We start from the raw sequence: 17,546 nt of genomic DNA, 5'->3' as shown, positions 1-17,546 counted from the left end.
AAAAAGAATTTTTTAACACCGTTTTTGTGCAAAAAAATCTTTAAGCAATTGGGCCGCTTCTTTTTCTTTAAAACCGGCATAGATCTCAGGTTTATGATGACAGGTTGATTGCTGATAAAAACGTGGGCCGTGTTCAATAGCACCTCCTTTGGGATCGCTTACTGCGTAATAGAGGCGTCGTATACGTGCAAATGAAATGGCTGCGGCACACATTGCACAAGGTTCAAGGGTTACATATAGGTCGCAATCGGGAAGTCTTTCGCTTTGAAGTGCTTCGCAAGCCATACGGATAGCACGCATTTCTGCGTGTCCTGTAGGATCATATGCAGCTTTTGTATAGTTACCAGCGCGTGCAATGATTGTTTTGCCGTGTGTGATAACGGCGCCTACAGGGACTTCATCTTTTTTCTTTGCCCATTGGGCTTCCAAGAGGGCTATTTCCATGGGAGTCAAAATCATAGAATTCTTTCTACTAAAGTGTAGGGGAGGCGACAAGCTTTCTCTATACACAGGAGTGCTATAAAATGAATACGTTATAATTCTTTTCAACAAAGGAGCATTATTTTTTAATGTTTCAATGAACTTATAAGGAAACAGCTATATAATTGCCGCTAAAGGATAGAAAATGATAAATGATTGTGTTACTCCCCCTTTCAGGATAAGCGGTATTGTATGGGGTAACGATTTTTTGAAGCTATTGGCAGAGGTTGGTGTAAAGAGCAAATGAGTGAAAACAATGAGAGTGAGCGGATTGCTAAAAGATTAGCGCGTTCAGGTATTGCTTCGCGTCGCGATGCAGAAATGATGATTGTTGCAGGTCGGGTTGTTGTTAATGGCAAAGTTGTGACAACACCTGCTTTTAATGTTACTCTTTCTGATGTTATTAAAGTTGATGGCAAACCTTTGTCTCCCATAGAACGAACGCGGTTATGGCTTTACCACAAGCCGGTAGGGCTTGTCACGACCAACCGTGATCCTGAAGGTAGACCAACAGTATTTAGCAATTTACCCAAAGGCATGCCCCGTGTTCTTTCTGTAGGCAGGCTTGATATTAATACAGAAGGGCTTTTGCTGTTAACCAATGATGGTGGCCTATCACGTGTACTAGAGCTTCCTTTAACAGGATGGGTGCGCAGATATAAGGTTCGTGCTCATGGAAGAGTAAAACAGAGTGCACTTGATAACCTTAAAAATGGCATAGCGATTGATGGTATTTTCTATGGTTCGATTGAAGCGTCGATTGAACGTGAGCAGGGAACAAATATGTGGCTTTCTGTCGCTTTACGTGAAGGAAAAAATCGTGAAATAAAGAAGGTTCTTGGGGCATTAGGATTATCGGTTAATCGTTTAATTCGTGTATCTTATGGTCCATTTCAGCTTTCTGATTTGGAAGAAGGAGCGGTTCGTGAGATAAAAGGACGCATGTTACGTGAACAATTAGGGGAGCGTTTAATTATGCAAGCCAATGCAAATTTTGATGCTCCTATTCTGAAACCCTTTTCACATTCTACGGTTGTGGCAGAAAAGCACAGTAGTAAAGATCTTGGGAATATTAATGGTGCTTGGGTTTTTTCAAGTGGAAGTAATGTACAGCGTAAACAGCAAGATGGGTCAACGAAACGTAATCCATCACGATTGGGTGCAAAGTCTGATGAAAAATTTATGCGTAAAGATAAAAGCGAGGATGAAAAAACAGAGCGTTTATTGCCACGTTCGCGTCGTTCTAATGTTTGGATGGCTCCTGGTGCACGGCCACAAAGTGCGCGTAAAAAGTCCGTCTATAGTGAGAAGTCCTCTTATGAACATAAGGGCAGTTTAGCAAATCAAAAATCTTTCTATAAAGCGAAGGAAAAACTTTCAGATGTTCCGTTGCGGAAAGAAAGGGACGCTCGTTTTGATCAAAAACGTGGTAACAAGTCTTTTTCTGAGACGCGTTTTTTAGGCAAAAAAGAGCGTTTTTTGAAGAAAGAAGAAAAGGTGATGAAAGATGATTATGATAAGCGTTCTTTTGAGAATAAAAAAAGGGTTAAATCATTTGATGGAAGCATAAAAAAATCTAAAGTGTATGGTGGTGAGGCAAAAACAGTGAAGAGATTTGGAGGACCGCGTGCGAGTCATCGGCGGTAAATTTGCTGGGCGTGTTTTGTTTGCTCCGGCAGGGCAGTCGATTCGTCCAACGAGTGATCGTACGCGTGAGAGCCTTTTCAATATTCTTGCGAGCCGAGAAGAGCAATTTTGGACCAACAAACGTGTTCTTGATCTGTTTGCTGGCACTGGTGCTTTAGGTATAGAGGCTTTGTCGCGTGGTGCAAAAACTGCTGTTTTTGTTGAAAATTCTGTTGAGGGACGTGGACTGATACAAAAAAATATTGAAGCTTTTGAATTGCAATCAATGGGGCGCATCTTGCGCCGTGATGCAACCAAACTTGGTAATATTGGCACAATGCTTCCATTTGATGTTATTTGTGCAGATCCTCCCTATGGCTATTGTTTAGGTGAGCGTGCTTTTATAGAGGCTGTAAGAGGAGGGTGGGCAAAAGCTCATACACTTTTTGTGCTTGAAGAAAAGAAAGATGCAATGATTCAGTTACCTGAGATATTTTATCTCGATGATGAGCGTTTTTATGGAGAGACAGCAATACGTTTTTATAAACTGCGTTCATAATTTCAGACTTGAGAAAGTTTTTTGTTTATCCAATGGTGACAGAAAAATATCTTATATCAGTTTTTATATGAATCGACGCTAGTTTCTTACCAATATAGCATTCCTTATCTGTATGTATATTTTTTCACGCGATGTTTCTAAAGAGAGGACATGATTAGGTACATTCTCATGGTCATCACATTCTTTAATTTCAGGCAAACAATAGAAGCAGTATAAGGTAAATGTAATAAGCCTTTTTGACCTTGCTGTATCTATAAAAAATTCTTAATTACATTCCACCAAGACACAATCTTTAAATTTACTCATTTTAATAATGCCTTATGCTTTTGTAAAAAATATTTGCAAAGTGTAACGATGAAGAAATACATAAAAATATTTTTAAAATACATCCGCTATTTTCTACATCATTGAAATTATACAATTTTCAGCAGATTCAATTTTCCTTTTATGATGGATAATTGTCTTATGCATTTAAAATCAAGAATAAATAATGTATAAAATTGTGATTGGATATCAATTATTTTATAATTCTTCTAAAGGGGAGAGAAGATATGGCTTATGCAACCAATAAAGCAGATATTGATGATGCAATTTATGCTCTCCGTTTACGCCTTAAAATACTTGATCTCATTAAAAAAGCAAAATCTGGTCATACGGCTGGGAGCCTTTCCTGTATTGATTTTATTTATATCTTATACAAACATATTCTTCAAATAAATCCAAAGTATATCCATGATCCCAATCGCGATCGATATATCCAAAGTAAGGGACACGCCGTTGAAGCGTTGTATATTGTATTATCAGAAATGGGGTATTTTGATCCTCAACTTCTTGATACTTATTTAGGCTTTGGTTCAGATTTTATTGGTCATGTCACTAAAAAAGTCCCTGGTATAGAACAAAGCACAGGTTCTCTTGGGCATGGCCTATCTCTTGGCGCAGGGATGGCTCTCTCTGGACTGCTTAATTCTCAATCTTATCGTGTTTTTGTGCTTCTTGGTGATGGCGAAATGACAGAGGGTTCTGTTTGGGAAGCAGCACTTTTTTCAGCACATTATAAACTGAGCAACCTCATCGCCGTTGTTGATAGAAATCGGTTGCAAATTACAGATAAAACGGATGTCTTAATGAAAACAGAGCCCTTAGCAGATAAATTTACAAGTTTTGGCTGGCATGTTGTAGAAATTGATGGTCACGATATGGCCCAACTGAAAACATCATTAAAATTACCTCCATTTCATCAGGATAAGCCAACAGCAATCATTATGAATACCATAAAGGGAAGTGGAATTTCTATCATGGAAAATGACATAATCTGGCACCATAAAGTTCCAACAGATGAGGAATATAATCTTGCTGTCGAGGAAATTGAGACAAAAATTCAATTAATGGGAGTATGAGTGTGGATCATCTTCATCAAAAAACACAAAATGCCGTGAAATTTTCAAACCTCGATATTTTAAATAAGACTCTTATAAAAATAGCAAAATTTGATAAAGATATTGTTGTTTTAACGGCTGATTCACGCTTATCTGGAAAGATTGATCAATTTGCAAAGCTCTATCCAGAGCGTATTATAGAAGTTGGAATTGCTGAACAAAATTTAGTAGGTGTTGCTGCTGGTCTTGCCTCATGTGGCAAAAAGCCCTTTGTTGTTTCGCAAGCTTGTTTTTTGACAACGCGTGCCCTTGAACAAATAAAGGTAGATGTCGCTTATTGTGAAAATCCTGTTCGATTAATTGGTATTAGTGCTGGGATTAGCTATGGGCCACTTGGGGCAACCCATCATGCTATTGCCGATTTTGCTTCGCTTCGTGCCATTCCCAACATACACATTATGGCTCCTGCGGATAATAAAGAAACAGAAGCTGCAATTCTCTCGACGTTAAGCAGTCCTATGCCTGCTTATATACGTTTAGGAAAGCGTGCTCTTACAAATATTCATAAAGATGCTGCAAAAATTGATATCAATAAAGCTTCTGTTGTAAAAAAAGGAAAAGATATTCTCTTACTTGCCACTGGTGAAGCGGTGCAGATTTGTCTTGATGCGGCTGAAGAACTCAAAAAATATGAAATTATACCAACAGCTGTCAGTGTACCAACAATTCGCCCTTTAGATAACGCATCTGTATTAGAATTTTGTAAATCCCACCGATCTGTCATTGTTTGTGAAGAGCATAGCATTAACGGGGGGCTTGGAGATGCCGTTGCAAGATTACTTATGGAATATGCTATTGCATGCAGATTTGTATCTTTAGGAATACCCGATGAACCAATCTGTAATGGAAGCCAATTAGACGTTTTGGCAAATTATGGAATAAGTCGAGAAGGTATAACGAAAACTGTGTTAGCAATGACATAAGATATAAAAATATTAAACTACATTCTAATATGCTCGCCAGTTAAAAACCATTATAATCCTTGAGGTCACAAGAAAATAAGGAAGATAAGTACATTAAATTAGGCTATGTTATTTTCTATTGAACGAATTTTTTAAAAAGATAATATACTGTATTTTGTATTATTTAAAAATATATTCTATAAAAGACAATATCACATCTATATAATATATTATTCAATAAACTTAACATAAATAATATAGATATTATAAAATATGATCTATTTTTTCTATTTCAACAGTTCTTATGTCTTTAATATCAGCGCTTGTTTCTTTTTATCTTTAGAATGAGCTTTTAACAAAGTGAATAAAAATGTGTGCAGTGTTATTTGTGTTTTTTCTGCGTTGATTATTATTAAGATTTTTTCTTTAATATTATTCCAGTTATGAAGTATTTTCTATCATTTTATGGAGGAGACTTTTAACCTTTTCTACTGAAGGTTAACTGTTAACATATCTGTGAAATATACAAATATGCTCCTCTATAAACGGACCATCATTTTCTAAAAATAGTATAAAATATGGCTTTCATTGCTTAAAGACATTTGTATTCACTAAACTTTCGCGTGTGATATTTTGGAGTGTCTGGGCACCGGTCAGTGTCATAGCTACCCGCATTTCATTGGCGAAAAGGTCAAGCAGGTGAGAAACACCTTTCTCACCTGCTGCTGCAAGTGCATAAACAAAAGCACGACCGATCATAACGGCATCCGCACCTTGTGCTATCATACGTACAACATCAAGACCAGAACGCACACCAGAATCCACGAAAATAACCAAATCATTCTTTACAGCCTCGGCAATTGCTGGCAATGTCCGTGCTGTTGATAAGACACCATCAAGTTGGCGCCCACCATGATTGGAAACAACAACACCATCAGCACCAAATCGTACTGCTTCCCGTGCATCTTCTGGATCAAGAATGCCTTTCAGAATCATTTTGCCCTTCCAGAAATCTCGAATCCATTGCAGATCACGCCAACCAATCGATGGGTCAAAATTTTTCCCAAGCCAACCAACATAATCGTTCAATGCAATCTTTTTTTTCAAATAGGCAGAAACATTTCCAAGATCATGTGGACGCCCCATAATACCAACATTCCAAGCCCAATGGGGATGGGTAAAAGCTTGTAAAATACGGCGCAACCCAGCACAAGGGCCAGACATTCCTGAATGCGCATCACGGTAACGTGCACTGGGAATTGGCATGTCAACTGTAAAAACCAAGGTGTGTATTCCAGATGCCCAAGCTCGCTCTAATGCATCACGCATGAAACCGCGATCTTTGAGAACATAAAGTTGAAACCAAAATGCATCTCCAACCGCTTTGTGCATTTCTGCAATGGAACAGACTGAAACTGAGGATAGAGTAAAGGGAATCCCTTTTGCAACAGCTGCACGTGCGGCTTGTACTTCACCACGGCGTGCATACATGCCTGTTAAACCAACAGGTGCAAGTATAATCGGCAAATCGAATTTTTGATCAAAAATCTTGGTTGAAAGATCAACTTCACCAATCTGCGTCAGAATCCTTTGACGTAGTGCAAGTGCTTGAAGATCAGTACAATTACGTCGCAGTGTTTCTTCAGCATAAGCTCCACCGTCAATATAGTGAAAAAGAAAAGGAGGAAGCCGACGTTTTGCTGCTTTACGATAATCAAATGTTGAGGAAATAATCATGAAGTGCACCAAATATTTTTAAATGAAGAGAGGGAAAATCATACAATTAATAAAGGTTAACCATCTACTTTTTTAGACATTTTCTCAAAATACTCCAATTCAATAAATGCAGAAGATTAATATTGCAATGCAAAAAAACATATCAATAAAAACAATATGTTATTGCTCTTTTTCAGATTAAGAGTCTGATGGAGCTAAGTATTAATCAATAATTTACAAAAGCATAGGTTATTTGAGTCATTGATCCTTATTTTAAAGCAACATCTTTTTATAAACTATAAAGATATATCACGTGATAATTTATAAAAATCATCAATCTATAATTTTAAAGTATATCCAATGAATCCCCCTAAAAAACGAAGAATCTCGTTAATAGAACGAACTCAATATTGCTATACACATATGCAATGTTTCTTTTGCAGGCTTTCTGCTAATCAAAACATGCACTTACTGGTTTATTTAGGTCTTTTTAAAAAATTTTAAAGTTGAGTATATATGAGCAGAAAAGTTTCATTTTAACTTATAAAATATTTTCTAAGTATAATTTGATGATACACAAAAGACATGACTATTATAAAATTGTTGAAATAGCCTTTCAATCAAAGGTGCAATATATTTTAAAAATGATGGATAATGCCCCATTATAAGGATAATTACTTTTAACAAGATTTATATAAAATACAGGGCGAATTTATTTAAATAGGTTGCTTGCGGACAGTTTATCAAAGAGTATGTTTTCACATCACTTAAAATGCTTAGACAATTTTAATCCCTGTGCTTGATAGTGTGATCCAGTATTCTGTCCATAAAGTACTGATGGCTGATTGAGCATATGTTCATACATTAAACGACCAATAATTTGACCATGCTCTAGGATAAATGGAACTTCATAACTGCGCACTTCCAAAACGGCTTTTGCTCCTTTTCCACCTGCCTCCATATGTCCAAATCCTGGGTCAAAAAAACCTGCATAATGCACCCTAAATTCACCAACTAAGGGATCAAAGGGGGTCATTTCAGCGGCATAAAGCGGAGGAACATGAATAGCTTCTCGTGAAACTAAAATATAAAATTCATCAGGATCAAGAATCAATTCTCTTTGACCATGGTCAAAAAGAGGTTCCCAAAAATCGAGTATGTCTGCAACAGCACGTTTATCGATATCAATAACACTTGTATGACGTTTGCCACGATAGCCTATAAGTCCGTTTTCATCACCTTTCAAATTAATGGAAAGCCCAATACCACCCGCACTAATATTAGGCAAATCATCAGATATCAGTGTTTCATTCCTATGGAGAGTATGCAGTTCAATTTCATTTAAATAACTGTGCCCCTTGCGAAATCGGAGTTGAGATAAACATGAACCAGTACGCACTAAAATTGGAAATGTTCGTGGACTAATTTCAAGATAGAGCGGACCATGATAACCGGCACAAATCTTATCGAATTCTTGTGCATTATCGGTAATGATACGGGTAAAAATATCTAATCGCCCAGTAGAGCTTTTAGGATTGGCAACAGCTGATAAAATTTCTGGTAAGGCCAGATTTTCTAAGAGAGGAACAATATAAACACAACCTGTTTCTAAAACGGCTCCGTCTCGCAAATTAAATTCGTGCAACTTTAACCGTTCAAGTTTATCAAAAACTTTGATATCAGTTCCTGGCATAAAAGAAGCACGTATACGATAGGCTTTTTCCCCTAAACGAAGATCAAGACTTGCAGGTTGTATTTGCACTGTATCAAATGGCCGAAGAGCTTTGAGAATATCATGATCAATTAAAGCTTGTATATCATTATCTGCCAAAATACCGCTTACACGCGCCATATGTTTTGCCTTCCATTATTACGCCATTTCTTTTTTTGCCTATATGATTGATGAGTGCAAGTTGTTTTAAGGCAATAAAGATCATTCACTTGTTAATTTTCTACTATAGTTAATGATAGCACGCCACAAACAATAAAACATTATCCGCTACAACATTTTTTGAAATTTTACTTAAAAGTTATTTTGAGCATAAGGTCTCTCACATATTCTCATTCTTGAATGTTGCACAAATAATGTTATGATAATTCAAATCTAGAGTTCGTAGGAATCTTGTTAAAATTTATGATGACCATACGCCATCTTAGCGAAAATATTATTAATCAAATTGCTGCCGGTGAAGTTATTGAACGGCCAGCAAATGTTGTCAAGGAACTTGTTGAAAATGCTATTGATGCTGGAGCAACACGAATTGAAATTATTACAGCAAATGGTGGAAAAAATTTTATAAAGGTAAGTGATAACGGCTGTGGTATTTCTGCAGATCAGTTAATATTAGCCGTTTCTCGTCATTGTACCTCAAAAATTACCGATGATGTACACAATATCTTTTTCCTAGGCTTTAGAGGAGAAGCTTTGCCTTCTATTGGTTCTGTTTCTAAACTTAAACTTATTTCACGCACGCAGGATGCTGATAATGCTGCTGAAATTATTGTTACAGCAGGAAAAGTTGTCGGGCCCAAGCCGGCTGCTGCTAATCTTGGAACAATTGTAGAAGTTCGTGATCTTTTTTTTGTTACGCCAGCACGGTTAAAATTTATGAAAACAGATCGTGCTGAGACGAATGCTATTACCGATATGGTTAAGCGAATTGCTATTGCATTTCCACATATTCGTTTTTCTCTTTCAGGTCCAGACAGAACTTCTGTGGAGCTTCCTGCCACAGGAAATAATACTCAAGGAAAATTGCAACGTATTACCCAAATTATGGGGCAAGAATTTGCAGCTAACAGTATCGTACTCAATGCTGAACGCGAGTCTGTTCGTTTGACTGGGTTTACTTGTTTACCAACCTTCAACCGTAGTAATAGCCTTCATCAATTTGCTTATGTTAATGGGCGTCCAGTGCGCGATAAATTTCTCTTTGGAGCAATTCGAGGTGCCTATGCTGATGTCATGACACGGGATCGTTACCCTGTATCCATTCTCTTTATTGATCTGCCTCCTTCTGATGTAGATGTTAATGTCCACCCAACCAAAGCAGATGTAAGATTCCGTGATCAGGGATTAATTCGTGGTTTAATCGTTGGTGCTATTCATGAAGCGTTGCATCAAGCTGGTGTTCGTCCTACATCAACGCGTTCTGAGGCAATGTTGGCTGCATTTCAAACACAACAATCATTGAAAACTTTTAAAAGCACTCAGCAGACTTCTTCTTACAGTCTGCAGCCTCATCATTTTTCATCTGCACCAATGGTACATCAACCATTAGATATGAACAGCTCTTTTGGTTTAAAAGAAGATGTTAATCCTCTCATGGAGGGTTTAGATACACCAAGCGGTGATACTTACATTCCAAGCTCATCATCTTCATCAGAAGAATTGTCTTATCCTTTAGGGGCAGCTAGAGCACAAATTCATAAAAACTACATTATTGCTCAAACCCAAGACAGTTTGATTATTGTCGATCAGCATGCTGCTCATGAACGCTTAGTTTATGAGGCACTCAAGAATGCACTTTATTCTAACCCCCTTGCTTCACAGTTGTTGCTTATTCCTGAAATTGTAGAACTCTCTGAAGAAGATGCAACATGCCTTTTAGCACACAAAGATTCTTTGCAGAAATTTGGCTTGGGGATAGAACCATTTGGGCTTGGCGCAATTGTTGTGCGTGAAACACCCTCTATGTTAGGAGAGATCAACGTACAAGCTCTCATTAAAGATCTTGCGGATGAAGCCGCTGAATATGACACGACAGACAATTTAAAAGCAATGCTTGACTATGTTGCAGCAACGATGGCTTGTCATGGTTCAATACGGTCAGGGCGCCTTTTGCACCCTGAAGAAATGAATGCACTGTTACGACAAATAGAAGCAACACCCAATACAGGAACGTGTAATCACGGGCGTCCTACTTATATTGAACTTAAATTGACGGATATAGAGAGGCTTTTTGGTAGAAAATGAATCACACTTCACCACTTTGGCAAGAAAGAAATATTTTTAAATTCACTCTCGACTTTATAAGGCGTCTTATGGCACTTTAACTTGTGTAATCTTTCAAAAAAGTAGAAAGGTAATGTAAAGGATGTTTTCTAGTGATGAACGCGAGGCGAAAATTCATTATACCAATAATGGATATAAAATCGTAGAATATGGAACTTACACTCTTTGTGCTATCAGTGGACAAAAAATCCCAATAGACGATTTAAAATATTGGAATCACCACCGCCAAGAAGCATATGCGAGTTGTGAAATTTCCTATCATCGCGAACTTGAGTGTAATCCATATCTCAGCCAATTATTAACAACACAAAAAAAGTAACCGATTAAAAATTATAAATTGAGTTCTTTAGAGAAGAGGTTTGCGTTTTTTAAAACGAGACATGACCTCTTCAAGCAGCATATGGCAGAAATCTTTTTGAACAAAATCAACTTTAACATCAAAGACAATCAGATTTTTTAAATCTTTTTGCAGATTGCTTGTTTGTATACGTGTATAATCCTTAGCAGTTGTTGCCAGCCATAAATTTTGCCTTTCAGCTTTTTCGACAAGTTTTTTTAAATCTTTATCGGAAAAAAAGTAATGGTCAGGATAAGAGTAAGTTTGTACGACATGACCAGAAAGATCTTTAACAGATTTAAAAAATTTATCTGGATTGCCAATACCTGCAAATGCCAAAAATGATTTTCCTGCAACCTCATTAGAGGCGAATGATTTAAGCTGTGCATGATGCAAAGTTTTTCCAGCACGTCTGATAAGAAAAGCAATTTTATCACACGCATCTAAATGACCAATCAGTAAAACACTGTCCGTGAGAGAAAGCTGTGTTTTGAATGGCGCACGCAAAGGTCCTGCTGGAAAAACGGCTCCATTACCAAAACCACGCATTGCATCCACAACAAGTAATGCATAGTCCATGTAAAGACGGCGGCTTTGAAACCCATCATCCATTAAAATCAGATTACATCCTTCTTGTTTAAGCCGCCTTGCTGCTGCATAACGATCGGCTGATATGGCAACAAAAGCATGTCGTGCAAGTAAAAGTGCTTCATCTCCAACATCGCGCGCATTATCATATTTTTCATTGACAAGATGTACTTTCTTAATGTTCCCACCATATCCACGTGAGACAACACCAGGCACGAAACCAAGTTCTTTAGCCGTTTTGGCAAAAGCAATGACAACAGGTGTTTTACCAGCACCACCACATGTAAAATTGCCAATACATAAAACCGGAAGATCAATAATAGGGGGCTGTTTTGCCATGCGGCGGCGTGAAAAATAACCATAAATCCACGAAACTGGAGTTAACAAAAAACGCAAAAAGCTTTTATTTTTCCACCAAAAATACGGTGCGCTTATGTGCATAGCTATCCTCTATGTTGAGACAAACCCCTTTGTATGACAAGAGGTTGTAAAAACGGCTCAAGAATTTGTAATGTACGCTCAAGTGCACCCGTCATACCTGTTGCAATTTCATAGGCTTTATTTGTCATTTCTTGTCGTAATATTTCATCTGTTAAAAGCTTATACACTTGAATCGCAAGCTGTTTTGTATCTTGAATCATATATGCTGCTTCATGCGTTAAGAATTGTTCAAACATTTCTTGAAAATTTGAGACATGAGGTCCTGTCAAAATAGCTGAACCAAATAAAGCCAGCTCCAATGGATTGTGCCCACCATCTCCACATAACGATTTCCCAATAAAAGAGGCTTTTGATAAGCGAAGAAAAAGTCCCATTTCCCCAATTGTATCGCCCCATAAAATATCTGTATTTGCATCTGGAACAACATTGCTGCTTCTACGAACAAAACGCAAATTCTTATTATTGCACTTTTTGATAAGATCTTCTAAGCGTTCAGGATGACGGGGCACGATGATTGTCAATAAATCTGGCAAATAATCTTTAAGAATCCTATGGACTTCAAAAGCGATTTCTTCTTCCCCTTCGTGGGTTGAAACAGCAGCCCAAACTGGACGATTACCGAGAGCATTACGGTAATGTGTAAGTAAAGTTTGATCTTCAACTGGTACAACATCAGCCTTAAGATTACCAGAAAGCGCAACAGATTTTACCCCAAGGGCATGGTAATAAGTGACATCTCTGTTATTCTGAGCAATAGCCAGATCAATATTCTTAAAAATATAATTGGCAAGAACAGGGTATTTTTGCCAAGCTTGAAAAGAACGTTTAGACATATGGGCATTAACCCAAATCTGCGGAATATGCATTTTAGCAAGTTCTTTAATACGCACAGGCCAAATCTCTGACTCACAAATCAACGCTAAGTCAGGTTTCCAATGATTAAGAAAACGGCGCACTGCCAAATCTAAATCCAATGGAGCATATTGATGAATTAACCGATTACCAAATTTTTTTTTCATAAGAGAAGAGGAGGTTACAGTACAGCTTGTCAACAATACACTCATTTTCAATGATAAAATGCGATCAATAAGTGGCACAAGAGCAAGTGTTTCTCCAACACTTGCCGCATGCAACCAAATGAGCGGGCCTTGAGGTCGCGCTTTATGGCTCTTCCCCAAACGTTCTTTTTGACGTCCTCGCTCCTCTTTTCCACGCATAGTACGAAGAAACAAATAAAAAGGTACAATAGGACGTAAGCAAAAGCCAACCATCCGATAGATTAAAAAAGCCGCTCGTGCCTTTAGTTCCATTATTAAAACTACCCCATTCATCTATTGTGAGATGTTTGTAAACTTTATTCTATTAAATAATTTCTCACCTTGTGTTAAAATACTGGTTTTTTTATCGAATAGTGAAATATCCTTCATATTTTAGGCAGCAAAAAGTACCTCACTTTATAGAGAATGATTTGGAAAATAGAAGTGCAGTTCGCAGCTCTATGCTATGTTTTTTCAAGAATCCTCTCCGATGAAAATGCATGTACACAAATTATGATAGGACAGGTAAATAATTTGGCTAATAAAATAATTATTTTTCTCATTTTATATGCTTTATATCCAAAATTATAATATTTTAGATAGAGTGCATTTTGTGTCTTAGAGACTTTCATATCCATGGGAACATAAAATATTTCACTTTATCTTTTCAAACCATAAACAAATTTAAGTTTTGACCTTTTTGCAAGAAGGAACTTTCATTTCTGAATGAATAAAACAATAACCCTTTCATTTTGAGAATAAAGAAAGGATCTTTATGACATTAATTCCTATAAAAAAGTGATAAGAAACAGATTATAAGCACTTGATACTTTTATAATATTATCTCAGGCTTTTAATTGCCCCCTTATCTCATCAACAAAATACAAACGAGCCATAAAGTCCATGTTTTTATGAGAGAATATTGATTTCCTTGCTAAAAACACGTATTTTTTTATGAATATTTTCATTCATCTTTCTATTGAAGCTAGAAAAATCCAATCTTTCTACTCATTCATCTGTTTAAGAAAATAACGATCGAGTGTTCAAATTTTATTACGTATTACGCATTTTCGGCATCAAGAAGGCGGTGCAAGTCTACGATGTAATAACGTTGTAACGCATTGTCTACGCTACTTTGTGCTTTCGCTTGCCATGCTTCTTGAGCAGATTGGTAATCTGGAAAAATACCGACTACATCTAAATCATCAATATTTTTAAATTGATTACTATTGAGATTTCTTAATTCTCCACCAAATACAAGATACAAGCATTGTTTTTTTTCACTATCTTCAATCATAGAGCCTCCATATTTATTCAGAGATTTTAGTGTATTTTTATGTGATTAAACGAACTTTGCTTGACGAACAATATCTATCATATCTTGACAGCAATTATTTTTACCAGCAACTAAAATACCATATTGATAAGGTTCTCTTCCGTAAGAGAGTAAAGCTGTATCAAGCGATAGAAAACATCCTCCACATTCCTGTAAAATAAGATCAGCTGCAGCAATATCCCATGCATAACAATTCGGACGAACCAACACAATATCGATCTCATTTTGAGCAACAAGAACGATACGATAGGCAAGGGAAGGAATATGGCGATAAAAATTGACTTTACTACAAAAATCTTTCGGCAATTTTTGTGCTAATGATTTATCAATTGAGATTTTACACGTACTATTAATTTGCTGTGCCAAAAGAGAAAGCTTTGTACCATTTAATGTTGCACCTCTACCAGCAACAGCGGCATAAACATCTTCCTTAGCTGGACATTGCACAACACCTACGATAGGGCGCCTGTTCTCAATAATAGCAATGGAAATACACCAATAACTGCTGCCAGAAAGAAACCCCCGCGTTCCATCAATAGGGTCAACCACAAAAGAGCGTTCATAGATTTTTTGTTCCCGATCATCTTTTGTTTCTTCTGAAATCCATCCATAATTGGGGCGTGCTTTAAGTAGCTTTTCCTTTAAAAAGCGATCAACTGCAAGGTCTGCTTCACTGACTGGTGAATTGCCTTCTTTCATCCAAACGTTCAACGCACATCCAAAATACCTCATTGCTAGATCCCCTGCTTCTCGACAAACATCAAGCAAGAGATTTAGGTCAGAAGAGTGATGTGTGTTATTTTCCTGCAAGTGTCATTCCTTCAATTAATAATGTTGGAGCTGCTGTACCATAACGCCGATCAATATCGTTTGCAGGTGTTAAATGTGCTAACATATGAAGCAAATTGGAACCTAACGTCACTTCGCTTACCGGATAAGCGAGTTCACCATTTTCAATCCAAAAACCAGAAGCACCACGACTATACTGCCCCGTAACAAAATCAACACCATGTCCAAATAATTCTGTGACATAAAATCCATTTCGCAAATTTTTTATCATATCATGAGGCGGTATTAAACTCGGTTCAATAGCAAAATTGGTACTAGACGGTTGGACCAATGACGCTGAACGCACACCGTGACCATTGGTTTTAAGCCCTAATTCACGTGCTGAAGATGAAGAAAGAAGCCAGTTTTTTAAAATACCGTTTTCAATGATATTTAATGCTTGTCCTTCTACTCCCTCTCCATCGAAAGGGCGGGAAGCATTTCCACGCAATCGCAAAGGCTGATCTGTCACATTAACATCTGGTTTCATTACGGCTTTGCCTAAGAGATTTTGTAAGAGACTTGTTTTGCGTGCTACAGATGCTCCATTAACCATAGATGCAATATGGCCAGCGATTCCACGAGCCGTACGCGGATCAAAAATAACATCTACAGTTCCTGTTGCAGCACGAACTGCTCCCAAACGACGAACGGCTCCAATACCTGCATTTTTTCCCACGGTTTCTGGTGCTTCTAGATCAGAAAAATGTAAGGCAGTTGTATAATCATAATCCCGCTCCATTGCTGTGCCCTCACCAGCCAAGGCACTACAAGAACGTGAAAACCCACTAGAACGATATGCGCCACAAAAACCATCGCTGGTCACAAGAACAAATCCACTATGACCGTAAGCTGTAGAGGCTCCACCAGAATTGCTCACTCCTTTAACATCAAGGGCTGCTGCTTCTATCTTTAAAGCATCTTCTGTTAGAAAATGACTATGTGGAACAAAATCATCAAAAAGATCAAGTTCTTTAGGATTTTTAACTAAGGATTCTTTGTTTGCCAAACCTTCAAATAAACTGTCAGGAGAAGCCTTTGCCATCGCAACAGCACGTTCTGCGAGTTCTTGCGGATAAGCTGCTAAATTAGCAGAAACACTTGCTACTTTTTTGCCGACAAAAACCCTTAATGTAAAATCATTGCTCTCTGATGCCTCTGTCGATTCGACTTTCCCAAAACGCACCGATACACTAGTAGAATATGTACGAATGATAATAGCATCAGCAGCATCTGCCCCAGAACGCTTTGCTGATTCAACCAATGAAGCAGCTTTATCAATCTGGTTTTTGTCAGTCATTATGGACTCCCTTAAGTGCTAATCATAAACTATGGGTAAGCAATTTGGCAAATTTATACAAAATGTAAATCTTAATATACTTAATCAATGAAAAAATATGCGTCATTAACGCACTTTTTTCCTTCAATGAATTAAATAATTTTCCTTTTAGCGTCTTTTCAAAAAGGTGCAATATGTTCTCAATTTTTTTAGCTCCCACCATTACAATAGACTTCATATTATGACACAAGCTAAATCCGCACTTAATAATCTCAAAAAGAGAAAATCATACAATGATACCTAGCTTTGAGCTCAAATATTCAAGTGTTCTAATAATTGGCAGATACCTTAAACCACATACCTCTAGGCCGCTAAGTGCTAAACCAATCTTCGTGTTATTGCTCCTATCACATTCTTTAATTCTCACAAGTGGAAGAAATACTTCACTATAATACTTCCCTCGTGATGCTTATGAGTTTTTTCCTTATAAACACAATAATTTTGTGAAGGAGATACAAAAATATAGAAAATATACAAGATCACTTTGGGTTATAATTTTATTCCAAGAAGCCTTTATAAATTCCTTTAGACTCTGCATACATGATGCCAGGACAGGCACCTTTCCATAGTTATTGAAATAAATAGTCATTATATTATTCTTTCTCTGTACGGTAGAATACAAATGAAGAGCATTTAACCTTTTCTTAGTATATCATGGTGAAGTTGAGCGTTAATTAAACAGAAAAGTTTAATTGAATTCTTCTCTTTTCATTCTTCTATTGAGTTGAAAAATCGGAATATCGGATTCAATGAGCTCTAGAAGAATAAGAGTTTATCATCTTTTGAGAAGAGAGAAAAATATTTTGCCTGAACGAGACATCTTAGTATATAAAAAATCAATCATTTTTTGAAGAGATATATCCAATGAAGCTAGGCAATTTTTATAGAGGAGAATTGCAACTT

General features: G+C 37.1%; 14 protein-coding genes. 6 read left to right on the top strand and 8 right to left on the bottom strand.

The window, feature by feature from the left end; genetic code table 11:
* Positions 1-12 precede the first annotated feature (12 nt).
* Positions 13-459, bottom strand: a complete 447-nt coding sequence (locus BN202_RS06905; RefSeq protein WP_019219897.1) for a nucleoside deaminase — start codon at positions 457-459, stop codon at positions 13-15.
* A 264-nt stretch (positions 460-723) separates the two neighbouring features.
* On the opposite strand from BN202_RS06905, the gene BN202_RS06900 reads away from it, so the two are divergent.
* The 4 genes from BN202_RS06900 (at position 724) to BN202_RS06885 (ending at position 5,027) form a co-directional block, all read left to right on the top strand.
* Positions 724-2,127 carry a pseudouridine synthase gene (locus tag BN202_RS06900; RefSeq protein ID WP_019219895.1) on the top strand — a complete coding sequence of 468 codons (1,404 nt, stop codon included), beginning with the start codon at positions 724-726 and terminating at the stop codon, positions 2,125-2,127.
* Complete coding sequence (gene rsmD / locus BN202_RS06895; RefSeq protein ID WP_019219894.1) at positions 2,108-2,665, top strand: 16S rRNA (guanine(966)-N(2))-methyltransferase RsmD; 558 nt, start codon at positions 2,108-2,110, stop codon at positions 2,663-2,665. The genes BN202_RS06900 and rsmD overlap by 20 nt, the downstream gene beginning before the upstream one ends.
* Before the next feature lie 551 nt (positions 2,666-3,216).
* Positions 3,217-4,065, top strand: a complete 849-nt coding sequence (locus BN202_RS06890) for a transketolase (protein ID WP_019219893.1) — start codon at positions 3,217-3,219, stop codon at positions 4,063-4,065.
* Complete coding sequence (locus BN202_RS06885) at positions 4,062-5,027, top strand: transketolase family protein (protein ID WP_019219892.1); 966 nt, start codon at positions 4,062-4,064, stop codon at positions 5,025-5,027. Before BN202_RS06890 ends, BN202_RS06885 begins: the two co-directional genes overlap by 4 nt.
* Positions 5,028-5,591: 564 nt before the next feature.
* Here BN202_RS06885 and lldD read toward each other — a convergent pair.
* Both lldD and BN202_RS06875 read right to left on the bottom strand, forming a co-directional pair.
* Positions 5,592-6,743 carry an FMN-dependent L-lactate dehydrogenase LldD gene (lldD, locus tag BN202_RS06880; RefSeq protein ID WP_019219891.1) on the bottom strand — a complete coding sequence of 384 codons (1,152 nt, stop codon included), beginning with the start codon at positions 6,741-6,743 and terminating at the stop codon, positions 5,592-5,594.
* Between the two features lie 742 nt (positions 6,744-7,485).
* A complete protein-coding gene (locus tag BN202_RS06875; RefSeq protein WP_019219890.1) occupies positions 7,486-8,574 on the bottom strand; it encodes a 2'-deoxycytidine 5'-triphosphate deaminase in 1,089 nt (362 codons plus the stop codon).
* A 285-nt stretch (positions 8,575-8,859) separates the two neighbouring features.
* Here BN202_RS06875 and mutL point away from each other — a divergent pair, with 285 nt between their 5' ends.
* Positions 8,860-10,698, top strand: a complete 1,839-nt coding sequence (gene mutL, locus BN202_RS06870) for a DNA mismatch repair endonuclease MutL (RefSeq protein WP_034987799.1) — start codon at positions 8,860-8,862, stop codon at positions 10,696-10,698.
* 121 nt (positions 10,699-10,819) lie between these two features.
* Positions 10,820-11,056, top strand: a complete 237-nt coding sequence (locus BN202_RS06865; protein ID WP_019219888.1) for a DUF2093 domain-containing protein — start codon at positions 10,820-10,822, stop codon at positions 11,054-11,056.
* A gap of 27 nt (positions 11,057-11,083) precedes the next feature.
* Here BN202_RS06865 and lpxK read toward each other — a convergent pair whose 3' ends face one another.
* The 5 genes from lpxK to BN202_RS06840 all read right to left on the bottom strand — a co-directional run bounded on the left by lpxK (position 11,084) and on the right by BN202_RS06840 (position 16,604).
* Positions 11,084-12,103 (bottom strand): tetraacyldisaccharide 4'-kinase, encoded by a 1,020-nt coding sequence (gene lpxK / locus BN202_RS06860; RefSeq protein WP_019219887.1) that lies wholly within the window; start codon positions 12,101-12,103, stop codon positions 11,084-11,086.
* 2 nt (positions 12,104-12,105) lie between these two features.
* A complete protein-coding gene (gene waaA, locus BN202_RS06855) occupies positions 12,106-13,416 on the bottom strand; it encodes a lipid IV(A) 3-deoxy-D-manno-octulosonic acid transferase (RefSeq protein WP_034987796.1) in 1,311 nt (436 codons plus the stop codon).
* Between the two features lie 784 nt (positions 13,417-14,200).
* Positions 14,201-14,437 (bottom strand): DUF4170 domain-containing protein, encoded by a 237-nt coding sequence (locus tag BN202_RS06850; RefSeq protein WP_019219883.1) that lies wholly within the window; start codon positions 14,435-14,437, stop codon positions 14,201-14,203.
* 45 nt (positions 14,438-14,482) lie between these two features.
* Entirely contained in the window at positions 14,483-15,286 is an 804-nt protein-coding gene (locus BN202_RS06845; RefSeq protein ID WP_019219882.1) for a 3'(2'),5'-bisphosphate nucleotidase CysQ, read from the bottom strand.
* Positions 15,273-16,604, bottom strand: coding sequence for a TldD/PmbA family protein (locus BN202_RS06840; RefSeq protein WP_019219881.1), 1,332 nt, complete (start codon positions 16,602-16,604; stop codon positions 15,273-15,275). Before BN202_RS06840 ends, BN202_RS06845 begins: the two co-directional genes overlap by 14 nt.
* Between the last annotated feature and the right edge of the window lie 942 nt (positions 16,605-17,546).

This window comes from Bartonella florencae, from assembly GCF_000312525.1.
Classification (GTDB): Bacteria; Pseudomonadota; Alphaproteobacteria; order Rhizobiales; family Rhizobiaceae; genus Bartonella; species Bartonella florencae.
Note: the sequence above shows the minus strand (reverse complement) of the source record. Positions and strands in the feature narration are given on the sequence as shown.